Origin of the sequence: Gluconobacter sp. Dm-44 (assembly GCF_018256175.1) — a bacterium.
Taxonomy (GTDB): domain Bacteria; phylum Pseudomonadota; class Alphaproteobacteria; order Acetobacterales; family Acetobacteraceae; genus Gluconobacter; species Gluconobacter cadivus.
Genome location: NZ_JAERLZ010000002.1, coordinates 57,136 through 80,924, shown reverse-complemented (window position 1 = coordinate 80,924; position 23,789 = coordinate 57,136). Strand labels below are relative to the sequence as shown.

General features: G+C 54.4%; 19 protein-coding genes. 5 read left to right on the top strand and 14 right to left on the bottom strand.

Features of this window, described 5'->3' with window-relative positions; all coding sequences use genetic code 11:
• Positions 1-3 precede the first annotated feature (3 nt).
• The 8 genes from JK213_RS03425 to JK213_RS03390 form a co-directional block, all read right to left on the bottom strand.
• Entirely contained in the window at positions 4-861 is an 858-nt protein-coding gene (locus JK213_RS03425) for a sugar phosphate isomerase/epimerase (protein WP_194261030.1), read from the bottom strand.
• On the bottom strand, positions 861-2,012 hold the full coding sequence (locus JK213_RS03420) for a dihydrodipicolinate synthase family protein (RefSeq protein ID WP_194261029.1): 1,152 nt from the start codon (positions 2,010-2,012) through the stop codon (positions 861-863). Before JK213_RS03420 ends, JK213_RS03425 begins: the two co-directional genes overlap by 1 nt.
• Before the next feature lie 8 nt (positions 2,013-2,020).
• Positions 2,021-2,788 (bottom strand): 3-ketoacyl-ACP reductase, encoded by a 768-nt coding sequence (locus JK213_RS03415; RefSeq protein WP_194261028.1) that lies wholly within the window; start codon positions 2,786-2,788, stop codon positions 2,021-2,023.
• Positions 2,785-3,927: an acyl-CoA dehydrogenase family protein gene (locus tag JK213_RS03410; protein ID WP_194261027.1), complete on the bottom strand. Its 1,143-nt coding sequence runs from the start codon at positions 3,925-3,927 to the stop codon at positions 2,785-2,787. The genes JK213_RS03415 and JK213_RS03410 overlap by 4 nt, the downstream gene beginning before the upstream one ends.
• Before the next feature lie 111 nt (positions 3,928-4,038).
• Entirely contained in the window at positions 4,039-5,298 is a 1,260-nt protein-coding gene (locus tag JK213_RS03405; protein WP_194261026.1) for a glycerate kinase, read from the bottom strand.
• A gap of 40 nt (positions 5,299-5,338) precedes the next feature.
• A complete protein-coding gene (locus JK213_RS03400; RefSeq protein ID WP_194261025.1) occupies positions 5,339-6,910 on the bottom strand; it encodes an acyl CoA:acetate/3-ketoacid CoA transferase in 1,572 nt (523 codons plus the stop codon).
• A 116-nt stretch (positions 6,911-7,026) separates the two neighbouring features.
• Positions 7,027-8,622, bottom strand: a complete 1,596-nt coding sequence (locus tag JK213_RS03395) for a GMC family oxidoreductase N-terminal domain-containing protein (RefSeq protein ID WP_194261315.1) — start codon at positions 8,620-8,622, stop codon at positions 7,027-7,029.
• Positions 8,622-10,118, bottom strand: a complete 1,497-nt coding sequence (locus JK213_RS03390; RefSeq protein WP_194261024.1) for an aldehyde dehydrogenase family protein — start codon at positions 10,116-10,118, stop codon at positions 8,622-8,624. Before JK213_RS03390 ends, JK213_RS03395 begins: the two co-directional genes overlap by 1 nt.
• 335 nt (positions 10,119-10,453) lie before the next feature.
• Here JK213_RS03390 and JK213_RS03385 point away from each other — a divergent pair, with 335 nt between their 5' ends.
• The 4 genes from JK213_RS03385 to JK213_RS03370 all read left to right on the top strand — a co-directional run bounded on the left by JK213_RS03385 (position 10,454) and on the right by JK213_RS03370 (position 15,033).
• Positions 10,454-11,110 carry a TetR/AcrR family transcriptional regulator gene (locus JK213_RS03385; RefSeq protein ID WP_194261023.1) on the top strand — a complete coding sequence of 219 codons (657 nt, stop codon included), beginning with the start codon at positions 10,454-10,456 and terminating at the stop codon, positions 11,108-11,110.
• Positions 11,111-11,276: 166 nt separating this feature from the next.
• A complete protein-coding gene (locus JK213_RS03380) occupies positions 11,277-11,873 on the top strand; it encodes a TetR/AcrR family transcriptional regulator (RefSeq protein WP_194261022.1) in 597 nt (198 codons plus the stop codon).
• Between the two features lie 247 nt (positions 11,874-12,120).
• Complete coding sequence (locus JK213_RS03375) at positions 12,121-13,512, top strand: NAD-dependent succinate-semialdehyde dehydrogenase (protein WP_211571278.1); 1,392 nt, start codon at positions 12,121-12,123, stop codon at positions 13,510-13,512.
• A gap of 228 nt (positions 13,513-13,740) precedes the next feature.
• Positions 13,741-15,033, top strand: a complete 1,293-nt coding sequence (locus tag JK213_RS03370) for an NAD(P)/FAD-dependent oxidoreductase (protein ID WP_194261020.1) — start codon at positions 13,741-13,743, stop codon at positions 15,031-15,033.
• 466 nt (positions 15,034-15,499) lie between these two features.
• On the opposite strand, the gene JK213_RS03365 is transcribed toward JK213_RS03370, so the two are convergent.
• The 5 genes from JK213_RS03365 to JK213_RS03345 form a co-directional block, all read right to left on the bottom strand.
• Positions 15,500-16,456: a WcbI family polysaccharide biosynthesis putative acetyltransferase gene (locus JK213_RS03365; protein ID WP_194261019.1), complete on the bottom strand. Its 957-nt coding sequence runs from the start codon at positions 16,454-16,456 to the stop codon at positions 15,500-15,502.
• Positions 16,457-16,471: 15 nt separating this feature from the next.
• Entirely contained in the window at positions 16,472-17,653 is a 1,182-nt protein-coding gene (locus JK213_RS03360; protein WP_194261018.1) for an FkbM family methyltransferase, read from the bottom strand.
• 9 nt (positions 17,654-17,662) lie between these two features.
• The gene (locus JK213_RS03355) at positions 17,663-18,883 is read right to left on the bottom strand and encodes a glycosyltransferase family 9 protein (protein WP_194261017.1); all 1,221 of its coding nucleotides are present in this window, start codon (positions 18,881-18,883) and stop codon (positions 17,663-17,665) included.
• A gap of 50 nt (positions 18,884-18,933) precedes the next feature.
• Positions 18,934-19,917, bottom strand: coding sequence for an ADP-glyceromanno-heptose 6-epimerase (gene rfaD / locus JK213_RS03350; RefSeq protein ID WP_194261016.1), 984 nt, complete (start codon positions 19,915-19,917; stop codon positions 18,934-18,936).
• 457 nt (positions 19,918-20,374) lie between these two features.
• Positions 20,375-21,817, bottom strand: a complete 1,443-nt coding sequence (locus JK213_RS03345; RefSeq protein WP_194261015.1) for a glycosyltransferase family 2 protein — start codon at positions 21,815-21,817, stop codon at positions 20,375-20,377.
• Between the two features lie 249 nt (positions 21,818-22,066).
• Here JK213_RS03345 and JK213_RS03340 point away from each other — a divergent pair, with 249 nt between their 5' ends.
• Complete coding sequence (locus tag JK213_RS03340) at positions 22,067-23,089, top strand: bile acid:sodium symporter family protein (RefSeq protein ID WP_194261014.1); 1,023 nt, start codon at positions 22,067-22,069, stop codon at positions 23,087-23,089.
• On the opposite strand, the gene JK213_RS03335 is transcribed toward JK213_RS03340, so the two are convergent.
• Positions 23,014-23,784, bottom strand: a complete 771-nt coding sequence (locus JK213_RS03335; protein ID WP_194261013.1) for an ABC transporter ATP-binding protein — start codon at positions 23,782-23,784, stop codon at positions 23,014-23,016. The genes JK213_RS03340 and JK213_RS03335 overlap by 76 nt on opposite strands.
• Between the last annotated feature and the right edge of the window lie 5 nt (positions 23,785-23,789).

Genomic DNA, 23,789 nt, shown 5'->3' with positions numbered 1-23,789 from the left:
TTCTCAGCAGATATCGCGGAAGCGCCGCACCATCACATCCAGCACTTCGGCCGGATCGCGCTTCCACCAGTTGTTTGCAGAAAAAATCTCGACTTCGCAGAACCCGGCGTAACCCGCGCGCTCCACACCCGCGCGCAGGGCTTTCAGATCCGCCACGCCGTCCCCCATCATCCCGCGATCCAGAAGAAAATCCGTCGTCGGCACGAGCCAGTCACACAGATGTAACCCCATGATGCGTGTCCCGGCCCGTTCGAGCTGACGCGGGAGGTCGGTGTCCCACCAGACGTGATAGACATCGACCGCCACCCCGAGCGTCTCGGAGTTGAGGACATCGCAGATATCGAGCGCATCGCGGACAGTCGGCAGGCAGGAGCGATCGCCGCCATACATCGGATGCAACGGCTCCAACGCCAGCTTCACCCCCCGGTCAGCCGCATAATCCAGCACCGCGGACAGGCGGTCCGTGACGATGCCGAGGCTCTCCCGGACGCCCTTGGTGCCGGGCTCGACGCCTCCCACCACGATCGTCAGGATTTCCCCTCCCAGCTCCGCCGTTTCGTCGATCGACCGACGGAAATCATCCACGCCCCCCTGCCGCCCCTGTGGCGCCAGAGGCCCCACGAGAAATGGCGAACGGCACAGACCCACGACGCTGACCCCGGCCGCTCGGGCATATTGCCCGATGGAGGCGGCGCGTCCCTGAAGTTCCGGACGCCAGAAGACGATGCCGCCGATGCCACGCTCGGCGCAGGCGTCGATCGTGCGTTCAGCGGACCATCCTGCCCCCGCGCCCGGGACGTTGTGACCGAGGGTCGCGGTGTTCAGCGCCAGCGCGAAATGATCGTGGGTGAAGTCGCGCATTAGTCGGCTCCATAGAGCGACAGAAGCGACTTCATGCGGCGGACGGCCAGTTCCGGATGCCGGAGCAGTCCACAACCATCCGCCAACCGGAAGATGTCTGTAAAATACGGCAGCGGCCGCATGGACTGCGCGCCGCCCAGCATGACGAAATGATCCTGGAAACCGTTCAGCCAGGCCAGGAAGACGACGCCCGTTTTGTAATACCGGGTCGGCGCCTTGAAGATCACCCGGGCCAGCGGAACCGTGGGGTCCAGCGCCGCGCGGAAAGCGGCCTTGTCACCCTCGCCGAGTTTGCTCACCGCATAGGCGGCCAGCGGCGCCAGCGGATCGAACACGCCCAGAAGCGCATGGCTGAAGCCCTGCTCGTCGCCTTCGATCAGTTCGGGGTAATTGAAGTCATCCCCGGTATACATCTTCACGCCTTCGGGAAGCAGACGGCGCATCCGGATTTCCTTGTCCTTGTCCAGAAGGGAAATCTTGATGCCGTCCACCTTGGCGACGTTTTGTCCGATCATTTCCAGCACGGTTTGCAGGGCCTGATCGAAGCTGTCGGTGCCCCAGTATCCGGCGAGGGCGGGATCGAACGCTTCGCCCAGCCAGTGCAGGACGACCGGTTCGTCGCAGGCGGAGAGCACTTCGCGATAAACGCGCAGATAATCCGCCGCTCCTTTCGCGACGCGGACCAAAGTCCGGCTCGCCATCAGGATAATCCGGCCACCGACGGCCTGAATGGCTTCGACCTGTTCCAGATAGGCGCGGATGACCGCATCCACATCCCGCACGCTCGCAGGGTCCAGATGGTCGGTGCCGCAGCCATTGACGACATCAGCGTCCGGCAGTTCGGCTTTTGTGCGGCGGATCAGTTCCAGCGCCATGGGCCAGTCCAGCCCCATGCCACGCTGGGCCGTGTCCATGGCTTCGGCGATGCCGAGCCCAAGATCCGCAAGGTGGCGGCGAAACGCCATCGTCCTGTCCCAGTCTATGGCACCGGGCCCGGACGGTGCGCTGCCCGTATAGGGGTTGGCGACGACATGCGCCGCCGAATAGACGATGCGAGCCGGATTACGCCCCAGCACACCTGTCGGCGCGGGGGTTCCGATCAGGTGATAGTCCGTCTTGCGGCCGGTTTCATCGGGAAGAATGATTTTCATGACCGCTCTCAGAAACGCGGCACAAGCATTCCGGCATCCGCCGAAATCACCTGGCCTGTGGTGTAGGGAAGTCCGCCCGAAGCAAGAGTCGCGATGATACCGCCCATGTCTTCGGGCTCGCCGATACGCGGCAGCAGGGTCAGACCGTCTTCCGCTCTCTGGCGGTACTGGCCGATCACGGCGGCGGTCATGTCAGTCGCGATCAGGCCGGGCTGGACGTCATAGACCGCGATGTTTTCCGGCCCCAGCCGCACGGCCAGAGCCTTGGACACCATCGCCGCCGCCGCTTTGGACGCGCAGTATTCCGACCGCTGGACGGCGACCGCCGTCGCATTGGACGACGTGACGTTCACGATGGAATGAAACACGCTCTCGGGCCGCGACCGTGACAGGAGCAGCTTTGCAAAAGCCTGCGAGAGAAAGAACAGCGCCTTCGTGTTCACCGTCAGGCACCGGTCCCAGCTCGCTTCGCTCACATCCAGCAGGTCTCCGCGCTGAAGGACGCCCACACCCGCGTTGTTGACGAGCGTTGTCAGCGGCCCGAGTTCTACTTCGACCTGCGCCAGTTTTTCCGCATGCACGGCAAGATCCGTGATGTCGAACGGGAGCGCCATGACAGATGCTCCGGTTTCAGACAGGCGGCGGACAGCCGAGCGCAGTTCCTCGTCCTCGAACGGCCCGTTGACCGCTAAAGCAAAGCCCCGTTTCGCCAAGGCCTGAGCCGTGGCGAAACCGATGCCCCGTGAGGAACCTGTGACGAGAGCGACCTGTCTCATGCCCGTGCGCCTTTACGCAGGAGCTCGCGGGCGATGATCATGCGCTGGATCTGGTTGGTGCCTTCATAGATCTGGGTGATCTTGGCATCGCGGTACAGACGCTCGACCTCGAAGCCACGGATATAGCCCGAACCACCAAAGACCTGAACGGCATCGGCGGTACGCGCCACCGCCATATCTCCGGCGAAGCACTTGGCCATTGAGCAGGAGCGCGTGGCGTCCTGTCCGCGATCGATCTTCGTCGCAGCGGCGTGAACCAGAAGTCGCGCGGCCTCGATGTCCTTGGCCATGTCGGCCAGCAGCCACTGTACGCCCTGAAATTCCGAGATGTGCTTGCCGAACTGCTTGCGGGTGCCGGCATAATCGACGGCTGCCTCAAGACCGGCCTGCGCGATGCCAACCGCCAGAGCCGCGATACCAACGCGCCCCTTGTCGAGCACGCTCATCATCATATGGAAGCCGCGGTTCATCTCGCCCAGCAACGCGTCGCTTCCGAGACGCACGTCCGAGAAGTCAAGCGCGCCGACCTGGCTCGCGCGCTGGCCCATCTTGTGTTCCTTGGGGCCGCGCTCGACGCCCTTGGCGTGCAGGTCCACGATGAAAATGGACATGCCCCGATTGCCCGCGTCTTTGTCGGTGCGGGCCAGAACAAAGCCCGTATCGGCGACCGGCGCGTTGTGGATCCAGATCTTGCCGCCATTCAGGACCCAGCCGTCCCCGTCACGCACGGCCGTTGTGCGGATACCGGAGACATCCGTCCCGGCCTCGGGTTCCGTGATGCAGTAGGCGACCTTGCGTTTCAGGGAGAGGATGTCGGGGAGCATTTTCTGCTGCTCCGGCGTTCCGTGACGCACCAGAAGCGTGGAGATCAATTCCACCAGACCGCACTGATCCGCCACGCTGGCGTAACCGCGGGACAGTTCTTCCATTACGACCGCATAGGTCAGCGTATCGAAACCCGGTCCGCCCAGTTCCTCGGGAACGGCGATGCCGAACAGGCCCAGCTTGCCCATTTCCTCGTAAATTTCCGCCGGGAAGCGTTCCTCACGATCCAGCGCCTCGGCAGCGGGACGGATGACGTTATCCACGAAAGAGCGTGTCGTTTCGCGGACTTCTTCCTGCATTTCGTTCAGAAACATTGCCGACTCCACATAAGTAACTAACTAGATGGTTACTATTGAAAACTGTTAAAGACTACGGCTTTCGCCACATGCACCGATCAATCATTATTGAAGCTTTTCGGGCCGGTCCTAGCGAACCAGAACGGCCCGGAAATCATTCACGTTTGTGCCGGTTGGACCCGGAACAAACAGGTCTCCCAGCGCCTCGAACGCGGTATAGGCGTCGTTCTCCATCAGAAGATCCATAGGGTTGAACCCCCTCTCCCTCAGGCGCTCCATGCTGACACCATCGGCGAAGGCCCCGGCATTGTCTTCCGAACCGTCAATACCATCGGTATCCGCCGCAAGAGCCGCAAACGGCAGGCCCTCCGCCGCCAGCGCAAAAGCCAGAAGGAACTCGGTATTGCGCCCGCCCCGCCCTTTTCCGCGGATCGTTACCGTGGTTTCGCCGCCTGACAGAATGACGACGGGTCGGCGGAAAGGTCGCCCTCTGAGGATGATTTCCCGCACCAGTGCAGCATGAACCTTGCCGACATCCCGGGCTTCACCCTCGATCGCATCGGAGAGAACAACAGGGTAAATCCCCGCCTGCCGGACCTTATCCGCCGCCGCTTCCAGAGACAGATGCGCCGAGGCGATGACGCGCACCTCGTTGCTGCTGAACACAGGATCGGTTGCCAGCAGGGCGCGGCCCTCTTCTCCATCCAACCAGGACTGGATTTTTTCAGGCAGACGCAGTTTCCAAGTCTTCGCCAGGCGACGGGCATCTTCCCGCGTTCCCAGATCTGGCACGGTAGGTCCGGAAGCCACCTGCGCCGGATCGTCGAAAGGGACATCCGACACGACCAGAGACACAACCTTTGCCGGAGCCGCAGCGGCCGCGAGACGGCCGCCCTTGATGCCCGACACCTGCTTGCGGATGCTGTTCATGACTGAAATCGGCGCACCGGATGCGAGCAGGGCACGGTTCAGTTCGGCCTCGTCCGCGAGCGTCATACCCGGCGGCGGTGACGGCAGAAGGGCAGAACCGCCCCCACAGATGAGCGCCACGACGAGATCATCCGGCCCCAGTCCCTTCACCGCTTCGAAAAGCGCCTCCGTGGCCTTCAGACCCGCTTCGTCCGGCACCGGATGCGAGGCCTCCAGAACCTTGATGAACTGCGTTGGGCAGACATTGCCGTAACGCGTGACCACGACCCCGCTGAGCGGTCCTTTCCAGACGCGCTCGAAAGCCGCGGCCAGCTGGGCCGCGCCTTTTCCTGCGCCGACGACAACCGTCCGGCCCTTAGGAGGGGCGGGAAGATGCGCTGCCAAAATCTGCTCCGGCTCTGCCGCGGCAACGGCAGCGTCGAAGAGTTCTGTCAGAAACATGCGGTCCTGAAGCATCATGGTCAGTTCCTGTCTGTCTGGCTGGCGCGAGGGGAGACGGTCACAGGGTCAAACCCATGGGTTCATCCCGGAACAGGGCCGCGTTCATGTATTTCAGATCCGGCGAAACCTCGAGATGAGCCATCGCCTGACCCAGAATGTCCCGCTGCAAGTCGATCCCCGGCGCGATTTCGGTGACCGTCAGCTTGCCATCGAGCAGCCTCAGGACGCAACGCTCCGTCACATAAGTGATCTCCTGTCCGGTCTCGGCGGCGCGGCCGCCCGAAAAGCTGACCTGAGACACTTCCGGCACGATTTTCGCGATCTTGCCTTCCCGGTCGATCACCAGACGTCCGTCTTCGATATGCATTTTCGCCCCGGCATTGAAATTGCCCGAGAAAATGATCCGTTTGGCGCGCGCCGTGATGTCAACGAAGCCGCCTGCCCCGGCCGTGCGATGCGGGGTCGCAGCCAAACGGCTGACATTCACCGAACCATTCTGTCCGATTTCAAGGAAGGACAGCAGGGAACAATCGAAGCCACCCGCCTGAAAATAGGAGAACTGATGGGGTGAGGCGACGAAGGCTTCGGCATTGCTGGCGCAGCCGAACTTGAAGTCCAGCAGAGGGATGCCGCCTACAGCCCCCTGTTCGATCACCCACGTCACCGCACCATGCCGTCCTTCTTCCAGAAGGATACGCGGAACATTGGCGGAAATACCAAAGCCGATATTGACCGCCCAGCCCTGTTTCAGTTCCTGCGCCACGCGACGGGCCATGACTTTGGATGGTCCGAAATCCGGAATTTCGAACGTGGACAGCGGACGGAAAATCTCGCCTGAAATGGCAGGATCATAGGCTGTTGCGGTTGTCTGAAGCTGCTCCGGCGCTTCGACGATCAGGTCCACCAGAATGCCCGGAACCTTGACGTCATGCGGCTTAAGCGTGCCCTGCGCCGCGACACGGCGGACCTGCGCGATCACCAGACCGCCATTGTTATGCGCCGCCAGAGCCATTTCCATGGCCCCCAGCGTGGCGCCTTCCTGCTCGAATGTCAGATTGCCGTTCTCATCCGCCGTCGACGCCCGGATGATCGCCACGTCAGGACGAAGTGCCGGGAAATAGAGCCAGTCCTCGCCCTCGAAATCCATGTGACGGACCAGCGGGTTCTGACGGGCCGTCTCGTTCATTGCACAGCCATCGCGCACCGGATCGGCGAAGGTATCGAGACCGACCTTGGTCAGAACGCCGGGACGCTTCGCCGCCCCTTCCCGCAACATGTCGAAAATGACGCCGGACGGAACATTATAGGCGGCCAGATCTTCTGCCTGGATCCGCTGCCAGATCAGCGGCGGCTCGGCATTGCTCGGGCCTGAAGGATAGGAACCGCCGATGATTTTCGTGATCATGCCCGGACGGGCGAGATGGTCCACGCCCTTGGTCCCGAACATGTCTCCCGCGGCAATCGGATGGACGGTCGTCAGTTTCGCGGGTGATTTCGTGGCTTCGAAACGCTGTCCGAGGGCTTCGAGAACCGCGTCGGGACACAGAAGCCCCGAAGACGAATTGACGGCAACCATGGCTCCGTCCCTGATGAGGCTCACGGCCTCGGTCGCTGTCCTGACTTTCGTCATGTTCCAATGCCTTAGTATCTAACTAGTTGGTTACTATAAATTTCAACGAAAGAGTCCAGCATGACTGCGCGGCTTTCTGTTATCCCGTAGTTTCAGAAGGTGCGGGCAGATTTCATTCAGGCATTCCCCTGAATGAAATCTGCCGCGCGCTCCCCGATCATGATCGTTGCGGCATTCGTATTTGACCCCAGCAGCGAGGGCATGACCGAACTGTCGCAGATCCTGATGCCCTCAAGGCCATGAACCTTCAGGCGCGGATCGACGACGGACATCTCATCCCGCCCCATCTTGCAGGTGCATGTCGGATGATAGGACGTGCGGCCATGTTCCCGCGCGTAGTCACGATACATCTGCATCGTTGGCCGTTTACCGCTAAAGAAACAGGTTTTTCTGATGTGCTTCTGCAAGGAGGGCTGGGAGAACATCTCATAACTCAGCCGAACGCCTTCCGCAGAGGTTTCCAGATCAGCGGGATCGCCCAGAAAATTGGGATCGACCATTGGGTTAAGCCTCGGGTCCGCCGAGCGCAGCCGGACAGTTCCGCGCGACTTCGGCCGCAGCACATAGCTGTTGAGCGTAATACCGGACGTTCCTTTGGGAACGGACGTCACTCCGGCTTCTGCCCCGGCACCGGCGAGAAAATGGAACTGCAAATCAGGCACGTCCGAAGACGGGTTCGAATACCAGAAGGCCCCCCCTTCAACCACGTTGGACGCAACGGGACCGGAGTTGAACATCGTGTATTCAAGGCCTGCCCAGAGCATCCAGTGCAGTTTGCGGTATTTGTCGAAGCTCTCATCCGTCTTGAGTTCCGCCACTATATCCACGCCGAAATGGTCCTGTAGGTTCTCGCCCACGCCCGGCAGATCCTGAACGACGGAAATTCCCTTGTCCCGCAGATGCGCGGCAGGGCCGACGCCCGACAGCATCATCAGCTTCGGCGTGCCGATGGCACCCGCGGTCACAACGATTTCCTGCGTGGCCTCGGCTGTTTCAAGGGTGCCGTTGGCAATGTACTGCACACCCTTGGCGCGTGTGCCGTCGAACACGATCTTCAGAACCAGTGCCCGCGTTACAACCGTCAGGTTCTTGCGCCCCAGAGCCGGACGCAGATACCCCACGGCCGTAGAACAGCGCCGGTTGTTCCGGATGGTCATCTGGTAGATGCCAGCCCCTGCCTGTGACGCGCCATTGAAGTCAGGATTGTAGGGCAGCCCCATTTCCTGACAGCTTTGCACGAACGCACGGCTGGTCGGGTTTGGCTCTGCGAGATTGGAAACGCCCAGCGGTCCGTTCGTGCCGTGCCAGTCCCCTGCAAAAATTGCGTTTCCTTCGGAGCGGATGAAGTATTTCTGGACGTCCCGAAAGCTCCAGCCATCTGCGCCTTCCTCAGCCCAGCGGTCGAAATCGGACGGATGACCGCGCGTGAAAACTTCCGCGTTGATGGACGAGCCACCGCCCAGAACCCGTCCCTGCACATAAGGGATCTGACGGCTGTTCGCGTTCTTTTGCGGTTCCGTCAGAAGGTCCCAGGTGTGCGGGCCCGTGGTCATTTTCGCGAAGCCGACCGGCATGTGGATCAGGGGATGCGTATCCCGCCGCCCCGCCTCAATGAGGCAGACACGGACGGACGGATTTTCGGAAAGGCGGGCTGCGAGAACACAGCCAGCCGAACCGCCACCAACAACGATGTAATCAAAGCCACGCGTCATCATGAAATCCAGTGCGAACGTTTGCCAGTCTCGATATGGACAGACTTGATCTGCGTGTATTCCTCGACGCCATACAGGCCCGACTCACGCCCCCATCCCGACTGCTTGAAACCACCCAGAGGCGTTTCCGGACCACCGCTCATGATGGTGTTGACCCAGAAACGGCCTGCGCGAACGCGACGGGTTACGGCCAGTGCCTTGTTGATATCCTTGCTCCAGACCGATGCGGCGAGGCCGTAGACCGTGTCATTCGCAATCGCGATCGCCTCATCGACGGTGTCGAAATGGAAGGATGCCAGAACCGGGCCGAAGATTTCGTCACGCGCTATGCCCATGGACGGCTTCACATCCGTAAACAGCGTGGGCTGGATATACTGCCCCTTGCCGAAATCGACGATCCCGCCACCGCAAAGTAGTCTGGCGCCCTCGGCCTTGCCTTTCGCGATATAGTCCAGAATGGTTTTGTTCTGAGCTTCCGTCGTGATGGCGCCGATCTGCGTATCGGGATCAAACGGGTCACCAACGCGGATCTTTTCCATTTTTGCCACAACCAGACGTTCGAACTTCTCAGCGATGGACCGCTCAACAATCAGACGGCTTGAAGAAACGCAGCACTGGCCGGTGTTGAAGCTGATCCCGAATGCCACCGCGTCAGCCGCGTCTTCGAGGTCACTGTCAGCAAACACCACAATGGGGTTTTTGCCGCCTAGTTCGAGGCCGAGTTTCTTGAGGTTACTGTCGGCCGCCGCATGGATGCAGGACTTGCCAACCCCCGTGGAACCAGTGAAGGACAGCATGTCGATATCCTGATGCTCGGTCATGGCCTGACCAACCGTGCGTCCTGTTCCTGTCACCACATTAAACACACCCTTTGGCAGGCCCGCATCCGCAAGAACCTCTGCCAGAAGCAGCGTCGTGGCACTGGTCACCTCGGCGGGCTTGACGACAAGTGTGCAGCCGGACGCGAGAATAAACGGTGCGCGCTCACACAGGATCATGAACGGAAAATTCCACGGCGTGATTAGCCCGACAACACCGATGGGCTCACGCAGGACCATACCGAACAGTCCCTCACCCAGATTGTTGAACGTATCGCCATGCAGCAAACGCGCAGCACCTGCGGCCATTTCAAAACAGGCGATACAATGGTCGATCTCACCCTTGGCCTGGCTAACGGGTTTTCCGTTTTCAAGAACTTCCCAATAAGCAATGTCATCCCGGCGCTCACGCAGCAGGCCCGCAACCTTCAGAAGAACCGCAGCGCGCTCCGAAGATGGAAGCCCCGACCAGCTTCCATTTTCGAAGGCGTGACGTGCAGCGGCCACAGCATCATCAAGATCTTCACGCGTGCATCGTGGAATGCGGGTAACGGGAACATTATGTGCGGGCGAAGAGCGGTCGAAGAATTCCTTACCTGCGCGCCATTCTCCATCAACAAAGAATCCGAATGTACGAGGCTTTGACGGTAAAGAAATATTCTTTGCAACAACATTCATGAGACTTATTCCTGCCGACTTTGGAGCTGTCATTCCTTTTCCAAGGTGCAGCCCGGTTTTTACTGTTCTGACGTGGATGATCCTGGAAATATCGAAACGTATAATTTCCGTTCTCGGATGCTCCTCGCTTTCATTTGACCGGAGACGCTCAGGCTCCAACTTCCCAACGCATAACGCACCGTTTAGTTACTTACATATATCTCAGGGGTGTGCCACCATGAAATCACGTTACGTTGATATTTTTATTCATTTTATATGTGATTTTAGGCGCTACTTTTCTTTTGGGACAGATTCCCTCAAAAAGAACGTCCATATTGAGTGCGGAACAGGCCCTGATGCCCCTTGAGAAAAGCAGATTGTCCCAGGCGACGAAAAAACGTGTGAGGGACGCGGACGCCACAAAATTACGCATTCTCGAAGCCGCCAAAAAGGAATTTTCAAAGAATGGTCTTGAAGGCGCACGGGTCGATGCCATCGCCCTGGATGCCAAAGCCAATAAGAGAATGCTCTACCATTATTTCGAAAGTAAGGACGGTCTCTTCAGAACGGTACTGGAACGGGAATATCTCAAAATCCGCGCTGAAGAGAATTTGCTGGATCTGGAGAACCTCCCTCCAAGAACCGCTCTTGAGACGCTCGTCCGCTTCACGTGGGAATATTACATTGCAAATCCCGAGTTCATCACGCTCGTGAACAGTGAAAACCTTTGCAAGGCCGCCCATATCAAAAATTCGCCTACCTTGAAAACGATCAGCCAGAAATTCGTTCGCCGTATCCAAACGCTTCTGGATCGAGGGGTTCGGGAAAATGTTTTCCGTGCCGGCATTGACGCAGCACAGTTAAACATCACCATTGCCTCAATAAATTACTATTATTTTACCAACAGATTTACCGGATCGGTTATATTCGAACGCGACTTTACAGCACCAGAAGCGCTTAAAGAGAGAATTGATTTTAATATTGAAACCATATGCCGCCTCGTATGTAAGTAATTATAAAATATACCCTGTCTATCGTGTGGTCAGTTGGTTCAGTATGATTTTTTGGGGGGCGGGCTGTCTGCCGATATCAGGCCAGATTTCGGCTGAAATTATTCTGTCTTCCCGAAACCCCGTAGAAGATATTGACCCGTCCGACGACCAGACGCATGAATGACAGATGACCGTTTCAACCAAACAGATGCTTGCCAGACGCACCATTGTGGATGCGGCCCGCCCCCTGATCGGAAGTCAGGGTTTTTCGGCGGTTGGTATTTCTCAGATCATTGAGGTCGCCGGGATTCCAAAAGGCTCTTTTTATCATTATTTTGAGTCCAAAGAGGCGTTTGGCGAAGAGCTTCTCCATCTTTATATCTCGGATTATCTGGCCAAGATGGACGTCATGTTCGGTGCCTCCCCGAAAAATGGCCGGGAAAAAATTCTCGCCTACTGCCAGTTCTGGTGGGAAACACACGTCGATGGAAAAACAGGCGACAAATGTCTGATCGTTAAGCTGGGAGCCGAGGTTTCCGATCTTTCCGAGCGCATGCGGCATATCCTCAAAAAAGGAACGGAACAGGCTGTCGAGCGCATTACGGCGATCATTCGGGCAGGCCAGGAGGATGGGTCCATCCAGTCCGCCATGAATTCCTATATCCTCGCACAAGCACTTTATCAGCAATGGCTTGGCGCAACCCTGATGGTCAAAATCACGAGGGACTCACATCCATTTGATAATGCATGGGTAGCGACGAAAAGCTTTCTCGATCATACCTGAAGCCAGCAGCGAGGCCCTGCCTCCTGTTGGCTCGATTCTATAGACGACCGGTCTAATAATAGTCGACCGGTCTAATTTTATGGAAAAGACCGCCTGAGAAGGGAGTTTTCTTGATGCCGTGCTCTGCCCATTCAGCAGAGAGCCGTATGTTTCGTATCCTGATCGGTTGGAACTTGATGGTCATCTGTATGACGGCGGCCTGCTCTGCTCAGCGTCACTTTTTCCACATATGCAACACGAGGTAAGAATGGCTTACGCAAGTACCAATCCTTTTACCGGCGAAGTGCTGGCAACTTTCCCAAATGCAACAGATGCGGAGGTTCAGGCGGCTCTGACGCAGGCCAATGTTGCCTACGAAAAATGGCGTGAGACGTCATTTGCCGAACGCGCACGAATCATGAAGGCTGCGGCTGACATTCTGCGTCGTGACGTCGATAAATATGCCCGTCTTGGAACACTGGAAATGGGCAAGCTTTTCTCGGAATCGAAGAAAGAGGTTATCCTTTCCGCCGAAATCTTCGAATATTACGCCAAATATGCCGAAGAGCTGTTGAAACCGGAATCTCTGCCAGTTGCCGATTCTGCCGAAGGCAAGGCTGTTCTGGTGCATGAGCCGCTTGGAATTGTTCTTGCGATCGAGCCGTGGAATTTTCCATTTTATCAGGTTGTCCGCATCATTGCGCCACAGCTGTCTGCTGGTAATGCGGTCATTCTGAAGCATGCGTCAAACCTGCCGCAATGCGCCGCCATCTGCGAAGAACTGATGAAGGAAGCCGGTCTTCCGGCGGGACTTTTCCGTAATCTCTACACGGCCCGTCATCATACCGAGATGATCCTGAGTGACTCCCGTGTCGTCGGCGTTGCGCTGACGGGCTCCGAAGGGGCAGGAACCATCATCGCCGCCACGGCAGGCAAGGCGCTCAAGAAATCCATGATGGAACTGGGTGGGGCAGATGCTTTCATCGTTCTGGAAGATGCAGATGTTGAAAAGGCAGCAAAGTTTGCAGTGATTGGACGTCACTGGAATGCCGGTCAGGTCTGCGTTTCGGCCAAGCGTCTTATTGTGGCTGATGCCATTTATGATCGTTTCCTGGAATTATATAAGAAGGGTGTTGCCGAACTGAAGGCTGGCGACCCGATGGATCCGGCGACAACCCTGGCACCCGTCTGCTCCCAAGGCGCGAAGGAAGATCTGGAACGCCAGGTCAAAGAGGCCAAGGAACATGGTGCGAAGATTGAGGTCATTGGGGCACCCGTGCCCGAAAAAGGCTCTTTCTTCCAGCCGCTCCTGATGACGGGACTGGACAGCAACAACGCCGCCCGGCACTGGGAATTTTTCGGGCCGGTAACGCAGCTTTATCGTGCCAAGGATGAAGATGATGCGGTGCGCATCGCAAATGACTCCCCCTATGGGCTGGGTGGTGCCGTTTTCACGAAGGATGAAACCCGTGGCGCCCGTGTGGCATCTCGCATCCGCACGGGCATGGTGTTCGTCAATCATCCGCTCATTCCCAAGGCAGACCTGCCATTCGGGGGGATCAAGAATTCCGGCTTCGGTCGTGAACTGATTGGTCTGGGCATCAAGGAGTTCGTCAATCACAAGCTGATCAACATCGTTGATATTGACGCTCCGCTGTAATGAAAAAAGGGCGATGGAATTATTCCCATTGCCTTCTAACCCCGGCGTCTGATCACGCATGACGCCGGGAGTTGGCTGACGGACCTTTCTCAAGAAAAACGCATGAATCTTGGAGCCAGCGGATAACACTTCGTCATCCGGAGCTTTCAGTGTGTCAGAAAACCCTGTTTGATTCAGACAAATATGGTTTTTCTGACAGGAGCCGTGCAAACAGAGGCTTGTAAACCAATGACGTCTCGTCCTGAAATTCTGATTGTTGGCGGAGGTGTGGCCGGACTTTCTCTGGCAACCCAATTGGGAAAGTCCCTCGGTAAGCGTGGCAAAGCCCGGATTACCCTTATCGACAAAAGTTTTTCCCATGTCTGGAAACCGATGCTGCACTGTTTTGCAGCAGGAACGGTTTTAAACGAAAACGACCGTGTCAGTTTTATCACGCAGGCCAGCCGGTATCATTTTGAATTCTGGCCCGGAGAGGTTGTCTCGGTTGACCGGTGCAAGAAGGAGGTTGTTCTCAGCCCATTTTATGCGTCTGATGGCACGCTCGTCCTGGATAGCCGTACCCTGCGCTATGATGCCATGGTGCTGGCGATTGGTAGCTGCGCTAATGATTTCGGTACACCAGGTGTAAAGGAACATTGTCTGCCGATCGACAATCTGGTCGATGCCAACCACTTCAATGAAAAATTCCGCATGGAGTTACTCAAAGCATTCGCGAACACCTCGGAACTGGATATCGCGATCGTTGGCGGAGGGGCGACAGGGACGCAGCTTGCGGCGGAACTGCACAAAGCACTTGATATTGTAGATCCCTACAGCCTGCATGCTTTCGGCCGTACCCCCCCCAAGCTGCATGTCACGCTCCTGCAGTCCGGGGCGCGTATTTTACCCGCCTTCCCTGAATCAGTTTCTGAAGCGGCCAAAAATGAACTGGAGCGGATTGGCGTCACGGTCAGAACCGGTGCCCGTGTTGCCGGCGCGGATGCGGACGGTTTCATTCTCAAGGATGGCACACATGTTCCGGCCAAACTTCGTGTCTGGGCTGCTGGTGTAAAAGCCCCGCAGATCACGCAGACTTATGGCGGCCTGCCACTAAACCGGTCCGGGCAGATTCTGGTTCATGACAATCTTTCGTCGAAAGATGATCCGAATATCTTTGCCATGGGAGACTGCTCGTTCATCGAAGACGATCCATTACCAGCGACAGCACAGGTTGCGCGACAGCAGGCCAATCATCTGGGGCGACATCTGCCGGCCTGGATCGAGCATGGGCGGGACGTGCCAGGATGCATCTTCCACAACAAAGGCGCCATCGTGGCGTTGGGTAAATACAACGGCTGGGCAGCCTTACCGGGGGGGACTGTCTGGGGTGGTGGCTTTTCTCACGGCCTGTCGGCAAGGCTGGGGCATATTATGTTGTATCGACAGCATCAAATCGAATTGTTTGGATACTATCGCGGTTTGATTTCCTTTTTCTCCGACTGGGTGGAAGGTTTTGTCCGTCCCTCCATTCGGCTGGACTGATGAGGTATCCGGTCTGTCTGAAGTTATGGATTTCCGACAGACCAAAACCTGTCAAACGGAAAAACATTCATGTGTTTTTCTGCACAGAATGTCTGCTGATGTGAGCGATTATCAGTCAGCGAAACCAAGGGTTCACGCAACAGGGACATTCAAACTGTTTTTCCTCATCCGGCACGCTGTCCTGCGGATTATCGCACCTTATAGAGGATTCATACTGCTGACCCTCATGTGTTGCATTCAGGGTTGGAACATCTCCAGGCAAACCAACGTCCTCGTTTTGTGTATGATCAGGCCTCATCATCATTTCCATAATAGAGTTTACCAAGCCCGATCAGTGGAGAATTCTGATCGCGGCAATGAGCACTGGTATCTCGCAGTGAGTGGATTTGGCTATGAGTGCCGCGTCTAGATAAGGGCTTTCATATCCTTGGTTAGGTTTTAATTCAGGACCAAAGATATGGAAATATTAAAACCGACGTTTCAGACTGGCCCTCATAGGGGGCTGGATAACAGGCGCATCCGGATCTACAAGAAAACGTAGATTACTTTCGTTAGAATAATATTGGGTCAAATCGCTTGGGGAGTGAACAACAAGATCTCTACGTGGTGTATTTTTATACGTATCATAGAACTGCGAAATCAATTCAGCACGATTTATAAATCTACGCCCCAACGAATTGATGCGCCAATAGCCCGACCCCCGATAAGGTAGGTTTCGCATTTCAGCAACCAGATTATCGATCGGTGTTGTATCATGCTCTTCCAGAGGGTCTTCGATAATAACAGGGTTGATACTTCTATAGATCACACCAGAATGCAGAAAAACCTTCTCAAGATATTCTGACATCAGGGCGAGAGAAGGGTGATTCATTGTGATGAATGCGGGATAGCGCAAACAGGCCTGTTCCATGAGGGCTGCGCCTGGAACATCGACACTATTGCTCCCTTCACGGCGAAACATTTCCGCCATACTGTTCTCCCATGCCTGCAGGAGACCAAGCCGACTATAGTTTTCCCTGTTAAAACAATGGGCAGCATTTTCTTCGCTTTCTCCCCGTAGGAAGGCATCCAGAATAACAATGCTGTTAATAGCCGTAGGTTTATCCAGGCGATTTCCAAAGCTGCCTATCATACAGCTATCGGGAAAAAGCCCTCGAAAATAGAAGTTTGCAATTGTTTTGACTTTCGAACCAAAACGTTCACGCAGAGCTGTTTCGTTTGTGATCGAAAAGGATGCTGTTTGGGTAAAAATATAATCGCAGTCTTCCAACTGCTCAACAAACCGCTCACGAACAGCCTCTTCACGGGTTTCAGGCCGTGAATAATCCAGCGCTACAACTTCAGCTCCGGCGACCATAAGGGGCGTTAAAGCACTGTAGGATTGTACCTGACAGTTTCCTAAAAAACCTATGCGACATGTCATGGATACAATTTCCCGTCAGAATCTGAAACAGCCAAGATAGAAGTCTGCACGCCCTTCCTGATTGGGCATGTCGAGAACCTGCGGGAAAAGTTCATCCGTCTCTTCGGATGAATAAAGGTCTTTTCGGGCAAAACTGATCTCAAGAGATTCCGGCAGAATAATATTCTGCACATTTACGAGATTGCCGCAGTTGTTCCCGTGGACATGAAAAACAAAAAATTTCTCTGCCAGCTTCTTAAAAACCCTTTCTGCTCGCGCACGGAATTCCTGCTCTGCAAGACGCTCGCAATGATGGAATTCCACAACAATCTGAGTGAACCGTTCGAGGATATCCAAGGAGGTTGTATCGAAAACCGACCATTCATCTCCCTCGATATCCATTTTCAGAATGATCGGGGCATTTTGAGGAATAGCGTTATCCGAAATTACATCCCGAAGGAGACGCCCCTCCTCTTCTTCCTGGGCTGTAATACGCTGGGAGTAGAAATGAAAACGCTCATGCGACTGCGGTAATGCGCTAATAGTATGGTCGTACTGAAAGACGTCACAACCGCGTTCTGCAACAGCGAGGTCCCAGGAAACATCATCATTGATGCCTAGGGAAATTGCCACGCTTCCCGATGGAAAACTGTCAAGCATGACATATCCGCCATCGTAATCACGTCCAACACGGCATTTTTCGACGTCTTTTGCTCTCCTTGGAGCAAGGAAGCGGAGAATATGGCGTATCTCCTCCGACCCTTCGGGCGTCGCGTTCCAGCTTGGAAAGACTGTTTCTTGGGCACGCGCCAGACTTTCCAAAACCTCCAGCTTCTGATTTTGAGTTTCAGAAAGGCGCGCTAACCTGTCGATCTGTTCCTGAACGATGGATGGGATACTCTGCTCCATTGCAGGTACAATGATTCTGGCCAGAGCTTCTGTATTGGTGCTTTGCTCCAACAGCTTTTTCTGGGTATTCAGCAAATTAGTGATATCGCGCTGCTGCTCGATCAGAAACTGAGTTGTTTCATCACAGAACTCGTTTACGGAAGACATACCCGAAGTCATTTCACGGATAAGAGACTGCGGTATGATGATTTTCTTTCTCTCAAGAACATCCACTCTGTTTGAGAGTATATCCAGTCTATCAAGAATAACTTTAAGAACGCTGAAAACATCGCGTGGAAAACTGCGAATATTTTTTGCCATCTGAAACATGTGAAATCCTTATGCCCCTATTACGCCGGTCGTCATGCGGCGTCGATGGGCCGCGATAATCTTGTTTCTAACAGCCGCCCGCACATCTTCCTGAGTGATATCGAGAATACAGCTATGATTGTGGTTACAGTCTTTCAGCTGCAAAATATGGCAACTTGAACAGGGTGTGGGAACGCGCAGAACGGTAACGTCTTCCCCGACAGGTGCCCACATAGCGGTAGGATCAATGCCGGAAAAAATACTGACCGATGAGACTCCCATCCTCGCCGCCATATGGGTCAGGCCCGTGTCATTGCCGATATATAAGTCAGCGCGAGTCAGCAGATCCATAGATTCTCTTAAAGTCGTTTGACCAATAAACGACGCAAGAAAAGGTGTTCGGCAGGTTTCCAGAAGATAATCCGAATCTTCTTTCTGATCCGGCCCTCCCAAAAGAAAAACCGCTACTTTCATTTTGTTGCAGAGCCATGAAATCAAAGACTGATAACGACTCAGAGGCCAGTTTTTTACCAAACGCCCGGACGAAGTATTTATAGCGACAACGATGCGCCCCTGAGCAAATCCCAAATCGACAGCAGCAGGTTGCGCAAGGCGTTCCCTCAAGAGTCGACCGATATCTGGAGAGGTCCGGAACAGGCCGATAACACTATCAGCCAGTCTTTTCATCAGAAGGGTCTGATGCATGCCCAGGTTCATGTCTGTTCCTGGAGGCATGGCATGTGGGAGCCACATGGTCATCATCTGATTTAATTTATGCGAGCCTGAATCAAAGCCACATTTATAAGTTGCCTGAAGATGAGGAAACATGACCCGTGTATCGATATCGATACGCACATCCACGATAAGATCGAAAAATTTCTTTTCGAGGCCATTAAGGAGCTTAACGGAGAAAGGCGGCCTAGGTATGTCTGCACGGGATTCGAAGAAATTTACGACATGGATTTCGTCAAAGAAATCCAGCGCCCGTGCAATTTCTACATTCCAGGGTCCGCAAGCTAATGTCAGATGTGCATTAGGAAATGCCTGACGCATGGCAAGCATAGCATCAAGCGATAAAATGAAGTCACCTATGGCATCCGCCTTGATCAGCAAGATGCGCTCAAGAGGCACTTTTTTGTTGAAGGCCTGATAGGCAGGCAAATCAGACCAACGCTCTGCAATGCCGAATAGAGAACGACTGCCATTGCCGTACTGCCAGTCATGAGAGTGCAATATGTCATCTGAATGCACGGCGAGACAATCCTACTCTAAATTCCATAGTGAAAAATGGACAATGCAGCTTAACGATAAGGGTCTTCAGAATTGAGATACGTGTCGATGCAATGACGTACCGCTGTCTCCAAAGAAGTGGACGGTACAGGATAACCTGCTGCTCGCAGACGCTTCTGATCAGCTTTGGTATAATACTGGTAACGCTCACGCATTGTTTCGGGCATTTCAACAAAACGGATCCGTCTTTCCAGACCCAGCGTATCGAAAATGGCATACATAAGATCCAGGAAGCTCCGCGCTTCGCCGCTCCCAAGATTGTAAAGAGCGACGCCCTGAGCGTGTTGCAGTAACCATTCGATGGTGCGGGTTATATCCAGGACATAGACGAAGTCACGAAGCTGCTCTCCATCTTTGTAGTCAGGTTTGTAGCTTTTAAACAGGTTTACGGTTTCGCCATTTCGGATGAGGGGAAAATATTTAGAGACCAGACTCATCATTCCACCTTTGAACTGCTCATTGGGTCCAAAGACATTGAAAAATTTCAGTCCGATGCAGACGGGAGGCAATTTTTCCCCGTTCTCAAGACGGGTAGCGATAACCTGATCGAAGAGATGCTTGCTCCAGCCATAAAGGTTGAGAGGCCTCAGCTGGCGCAAATACGAGAGAGAAATATCATCGTCGAAGCCATGGCTGCCATCACCGTAGGTCGCAGCCGATGAGGCATAAATAAGCTTGACTTGATGCTCCGTACACCAGTCAAGCAGCTTCAGGGAGAACCGAAAATTACTTTTCATGACCTCATCCCCATCCTGAGCCAGGGTGGATGAATTGGCGCCCATGTGAACAATGGCTTCGATGTCTGTGCGGCCCTGTAGCCACGACATCAGTTCATCCGGAGGAATGACGTCTTGCACGATTCGTCGCCCAAGGGTTTGCCATTTTCCTTCGGACCCGAGAGTATCGCAGACGACAATATTATTTTGGCCAGATTCGTTAAGAGACGCAACGATATTAGACCCAATAAATCCGGCTCCTCCGGTAACAACAATCATCCTATATTCCTGCTCTACTAGAAATTACCGTATATGTAACTTACGAACCAAAAGCGGTTTATATACTGAAACCCTTATAGCTAACACTCCTCCAATGCGCGAACTTTCCTCAATTTTTCAGTGTGTGAAGAGATTTTTGAAACCTCATGGAGGAGCAATTCGGCATATCATCAGGCTTCCCATGAGGATGTGGATCATGATTTCTGCAACGTTGATTCATTGCTCACAACGCGTCACCAACCAGCGCGACAGAAGATCGTCAATGATCGTTTGATTTTTCCATCAGATCGGAGTGCATTCACTGCTCTTCGTAAAGAGCAGTGTTGAATTACGCCCATTCTTGCCAAAAACTATCTTTTATCACACAGAATCAAGAAACCCTTTGTATGCCGACCGCATTGCGGCGACGGCATACAGGCAATATATTACTATTATTATTTCGAAATTCAGTTAAATTTTAGTCCTGTATACGGCACGATATGTTCAAATTCCTGAACATTTGATTCCATGCTTCCTGTTCTCTTTCGACTTCGCAGATATCTGGGACATCGGTGTTATAAAATAGCATTCTAGGATCGGCCTTAGCCGAAGAGCCAAAATTAACGAACAAGACTTTAAAGTCCAGATTAGGATAGCGGGCAGATATAGCTTTAATAAGACGCTGAAAATCAGCTGTATTAGAGCCTTCAGGACGATGACTTCCCGCGTACAGATAACTGTCCCGCCAGTCCCTTACGAACAGAACCTTTTTGGAACCATCACACGCACTGTCCATCTTCTCAATTAGAGAATGATAGTTTTTTCTTGTATCATCTATATTGGAGACAAAATTTCCAACTCTTTCCGCTGGCTCTGCAATATTATTAATGTTTTTATGATAAATCAATAATGTTTCACGGCATCGCAGGGCATCATAATATCCATACAGGCATACCGTAGAAAGGAGATGCTCAAAATTCGTTTCAAATAGCGATATCAGTGTATGAAAAGGCGTAACAAACTGTCCAAACAGGTCCGGACCTGTTTTATGAAAGAAACTTTCCACAAATAAGGAAGAGCGATGGTCTCCTCCCAACGAAATTATGGAATCGAATTCTTTGTCTTCGAAATCGTTATTTGTTGAAGGGCGATTCAGTGAAGAATTAATTTCTTCTCTGAATAAAAACATTTGCTCGTCCGTTCTCCAGGGCGAACGGTATATGGGATCTTTTTTGATCTCTTCATGAACACGCTGATTATAGCTGGCAATTTCATGATCTCCATGACTTTCGGAAGGCATAACACTGAGCCCGCCGCGAAGATAATAAACCTGCCCCCGTTCCGGAGTAAGGTATTGAGGCAGACCTCCATAGCCTGCTCGGAGAAACCGGTGCGTATGTTCAACGTGCTCTTCGCCATATTTCTTAAATCTGACATCCAAGAACCCGACGTAATCAAGAGCTTTTGCGTGATATCCCACACATAATGCCTGATGCATGGGCGCAATATAAGGATCGACGGCTGTTCCCGATCCGGAGGAAATATCATTGTCTATTTCGATGGTGATCTCAGGCATATAATTGATATGCCCAAAGGACTCTAACGCATCAATCCATTGTTGCTCCCACCCGAATTCTACAGGCTTGCAGTCATCTTCAAAGATGATGATATTGTCACATTTTCTTTCGTTTTTAAGATACCAAATAGCTCTATTTCTATTCCACGCTATTCCTCTATTATCTCCGGTAACACATGTGATCCGCATCTCTTTTAGGGTTTTCTGAGTGCCATCAGAAGACCCGTCATCAGCCACAACAAAATCAAACGGTACTTTTGTAAAACGGAAGATATTTTGGATTGTCTCTAAAAGAATATCTTTTCTATTATAGGTAATAATCCCAATACCTAACTTGCCAGCCATAGAAATGTAACTCCATCGAAGATGGAAAATAACATATCGTTGGTTTGTCTGTTGGAAAAGATCTGCACGGTAAGAATTAAGGATTTTGTAACAACCTGATGAGGCAAGATAAAATGTCCGAAGGACCTTCCAGATACCAGCAGATGTCAAACATGTCCCTAAGGGGCACCGATCAAATCCCGACACGGTTTGGAACCCCTCATTTCCCGAACCGTTGCATGTTCAGGGTGAATACGGACATAGTGTGGCATGAAGCGCCTTGACCCTTTCCTCTTTTCCCTGATCTGCGCGATTGCGCTGGCCTCCATCCTGCCCTGCCGCGGACAGATGGAGCATCTTCTTCAGCATGTCGTGACGATCCTCATCACCTTCATGTTCTTCTTTCAGGGCGCGAAGCTCGAACGTCATGCTATCGTGGACAGCGTGAAGGATTGGAAACTTCAAGGCAGCGTTCTGCTCTGCACGTTCGCTCTGTTTCCTCTGCTCGGGGTCGGGCTTCATCTGCTGTTCCGGGCGATCTTTCCTGATGCGCTGTTCGGCGAGGAACTGTGGTCGGGCGTGTTGTTCCTGTGCTGCCTACCGTCCACCGTGCAATCTTCCATCGCACTGACCTCCATTGCGAGGGGAAATGTCACGGCGGCGATCTGTGCTGCGACAGTCTCTAATATTGCGGGCATCGCGATGACGCCGCTGCTGACCGGGCTGGTGCTCGGGCATGTGGGGGCGGAGCATTCCCCGCTGGGGTCTATCCTCGACGTGAGCAAAGAGCTTCTGCTGCCCTTCGCACTCGGGCAGATCCTTCAGAAATGGGTCGGGCCGATCGTGCGCAAACACAAGATCCTGATCTCGTTTACTGATCGCGGCTCTATTGTCGTCGTAGTCTATACCGCGTTCAGCTCCGCCGTGGTGGAGGGGATCTGGCATCGTGTTTCGGGCGCGCATCTTCTGGAAGTCGCATTGCTCGACAGTGCCATGCTGGCGCTGGTTCTGGGTCTGTCGCATCTGATGGGCAAGGGGCTTGGGCAGACAACATCAAACTGTATCGCGCTTCAGTTCTGCGGATCGAAGAAGTCTCTGGCGTCAGGCGTGCCGATGGCGAGCGTCATTTTCCCGGCGGCGTCGGTCGGCATCATCGTGCTGCCACTCATGATCTATCACCAGATCCAGCTTTTCACCTGCACGCTGCTGGCCCGGCGCTATAGCACGCGTTTTCTTGACACCAGCGACCAGGGGACGACAACCTCTCCACAGCGCCGCACCGCCACGCCGTAAACCTCGGCGAAGAGCGCGTCCGTCAGTACGTCTGATGGCGTGCCGATGCTGACGAGAGCACCTTCCGACAACACGGCGATCCGGGTGCAGAAACGGGCTGCAAGCGCCAGATCGTGCAGGACGACGGCCACGGCCTGACCCTGCGCCGCATACCGGTTAAACCACTCCATGACCATCAGGGCCTGAGCGGGATCGAGCGCTGCGACCGGCTCATCCGCCAGCAGGACGGGAGCCTGCACCGCAAGCGCCCGGGCGAGCAGAACGCGCGCGTGTTCGCCGCCTGACAGACTGGCGCAGGAGCGGTCAGCGAAGGCACGCATTCCCACGGCCTCAAGCGCCTGCTGAACGGCAGCTATGTCCTGTTCCGCCGAGGCTGTGCGGCGATGGGGCAGACGACCGAGCGTCACAACGTCCCGCACGCTCATGCCGATGGCGGCCGGGGCGTCCTGCGGCAGATAAGCCAGATGCCGCCCGCGCTGATCGGGCGGCATGGAGAACAGGTCCTGCCCGTCCAGCAGGACACGCCCGGTCTCGGGACGAAGCAGCCCGGCCATGACGCGCAGGAGCGTGCTTTTACCTGCGCCATTCGGGCCGATCACGCCAAGCACTTCGCCGGGGCGGACGTCGAGCGTGATGTCATGCAGAAGCTTGTTCCCCTGAAGGGTCAGGCTGAGTGTGTCGGTTTGAAGGATCATGATTC

Bases quoted from the DNA above. Each gene is read 5' to 3' on its own strand.
- JK213_RS03425 (WP_194261030.1), bottom strand. From the start codon at position 861: ATGCGCGACTTCACCCACGATCATTTCGCGCTGGCGCTGAACACCGCG.
- JK213_RS03420 (WP_194261029.1), bottom strand. From the start codon at position 2,012: ATGAAAATCATTCTTCCCGATGAAACCGGCCGCAAGACGGACTATCAC.
- JK213_RS03415 (WP_194261028.1), bottom strand. From the start codon at position 2,788: ATGAGACAGGTCGCTCTCGTCACAGGTTCCTCACGGGGCATCGGTTTC.
- JK213_RS03410 (WP_194261027.1), bottom strand. From the start codon at position 3,927: ATGTTTCTGAACGAAATGCAGGAAGAAGTCCGCGAAACGACACGCTCT.
- JK213_RS03405 (WP_194261026.1), bottom strand. From the start codon at position 5,298: ATGATGCTTCAGGACCGCATGTTTCTGACAGAACTCTTCGACGCTGCC.
- JK213_RS03400 (WP_194261025.1), bottom strand. From the start codon at position 6,910: ATGACGAAAGTCAGGACAGCGACCGAGGCCGTGAGCCTCATCAGGGAC.
- JK213_RS03395 (WP_194261315.1), bottom strand. From the start codon at position 8,622: ATGACGCGTGGCTTTGATTACATCGTTGTTGGTGGCGGTTCGGCTGGC.
- JK213_RS03390 (WP_194261024.1), bottom strand. From the start codon at position 10,118: ATGAATGTTGTTGCAAAGAATATTTCTTTACCGTCAAAGCCTCGTACA.
- JK213_RS03385 (WP_194261023.1), top strand. From the start codon at position 10,454: ATGCCCCTTGAGAAAAGCAGATTGTCCCAGGCGACGAAAAAACGTGTG.
- JK213_RS03380 (WP_194261022.1), top strand. From the start codon at position 11,277: ATGACCGTTTCAACCAAACAGATGCTTGCCAGACGCACCATTGTGGAT.
- JK213_RS03375 (WP_211571278.1), top strand. From the start codon at position 12,121: ATGGCTTACGCAAGTACCAATCCTTTTACCGGCGAAGTGCTGGCAACT.
- JK213_RS03370 (WP_194261020.1), top strand. From the start codon at position 13,741: ATGACGTCTCGTCCTGAAATTCTGATTGTTGGCGGAGGTGTGGCCGGA.
- JK213_RS03365 (WP_194261019.1), bottom strand. From the start codon at position 16,456: ATGACATGTCGCATAGGTTTTTTAGGAAACTGTCAGGTACAATCCTAC.
- JK213_RS03360 (WP_194261018.1), bottom strand. From the start codon at position 17,653: ATGTTTCAGATGGCAAAAAATATTCGCAGTTTTCCACGCGATGTTTTC.
- rfaD (WP_194261016.1), bottom strand. From the start codon at position 19,917: ATGATTGTTGTTACCGGAGGAGCCGGATTTATTGGGTCTAATATCGTT.
- JK213_RS03345 (WP_194261015.1), bottom strand. From the start codon at position 21,817: ATGGCTGGCAAGTTAGGTATTGGGATTATTACCTATAATAGAAAAGAT.
- JK213_RS03340 (WP_194261014.1), top strand. From the start codon at position 22,067: ATGAAGCGCCTTGACCCTTTCCTCTTTTCCCTGATCTGCGCGATTGCG.
- JK213_RS03335 (WP_194261013.1), bottom strand. From the start codon at position 23,784: ATGATCCTTCAAACCGACACACTCAGCCTGACCCTTCAGGGGAACAAG.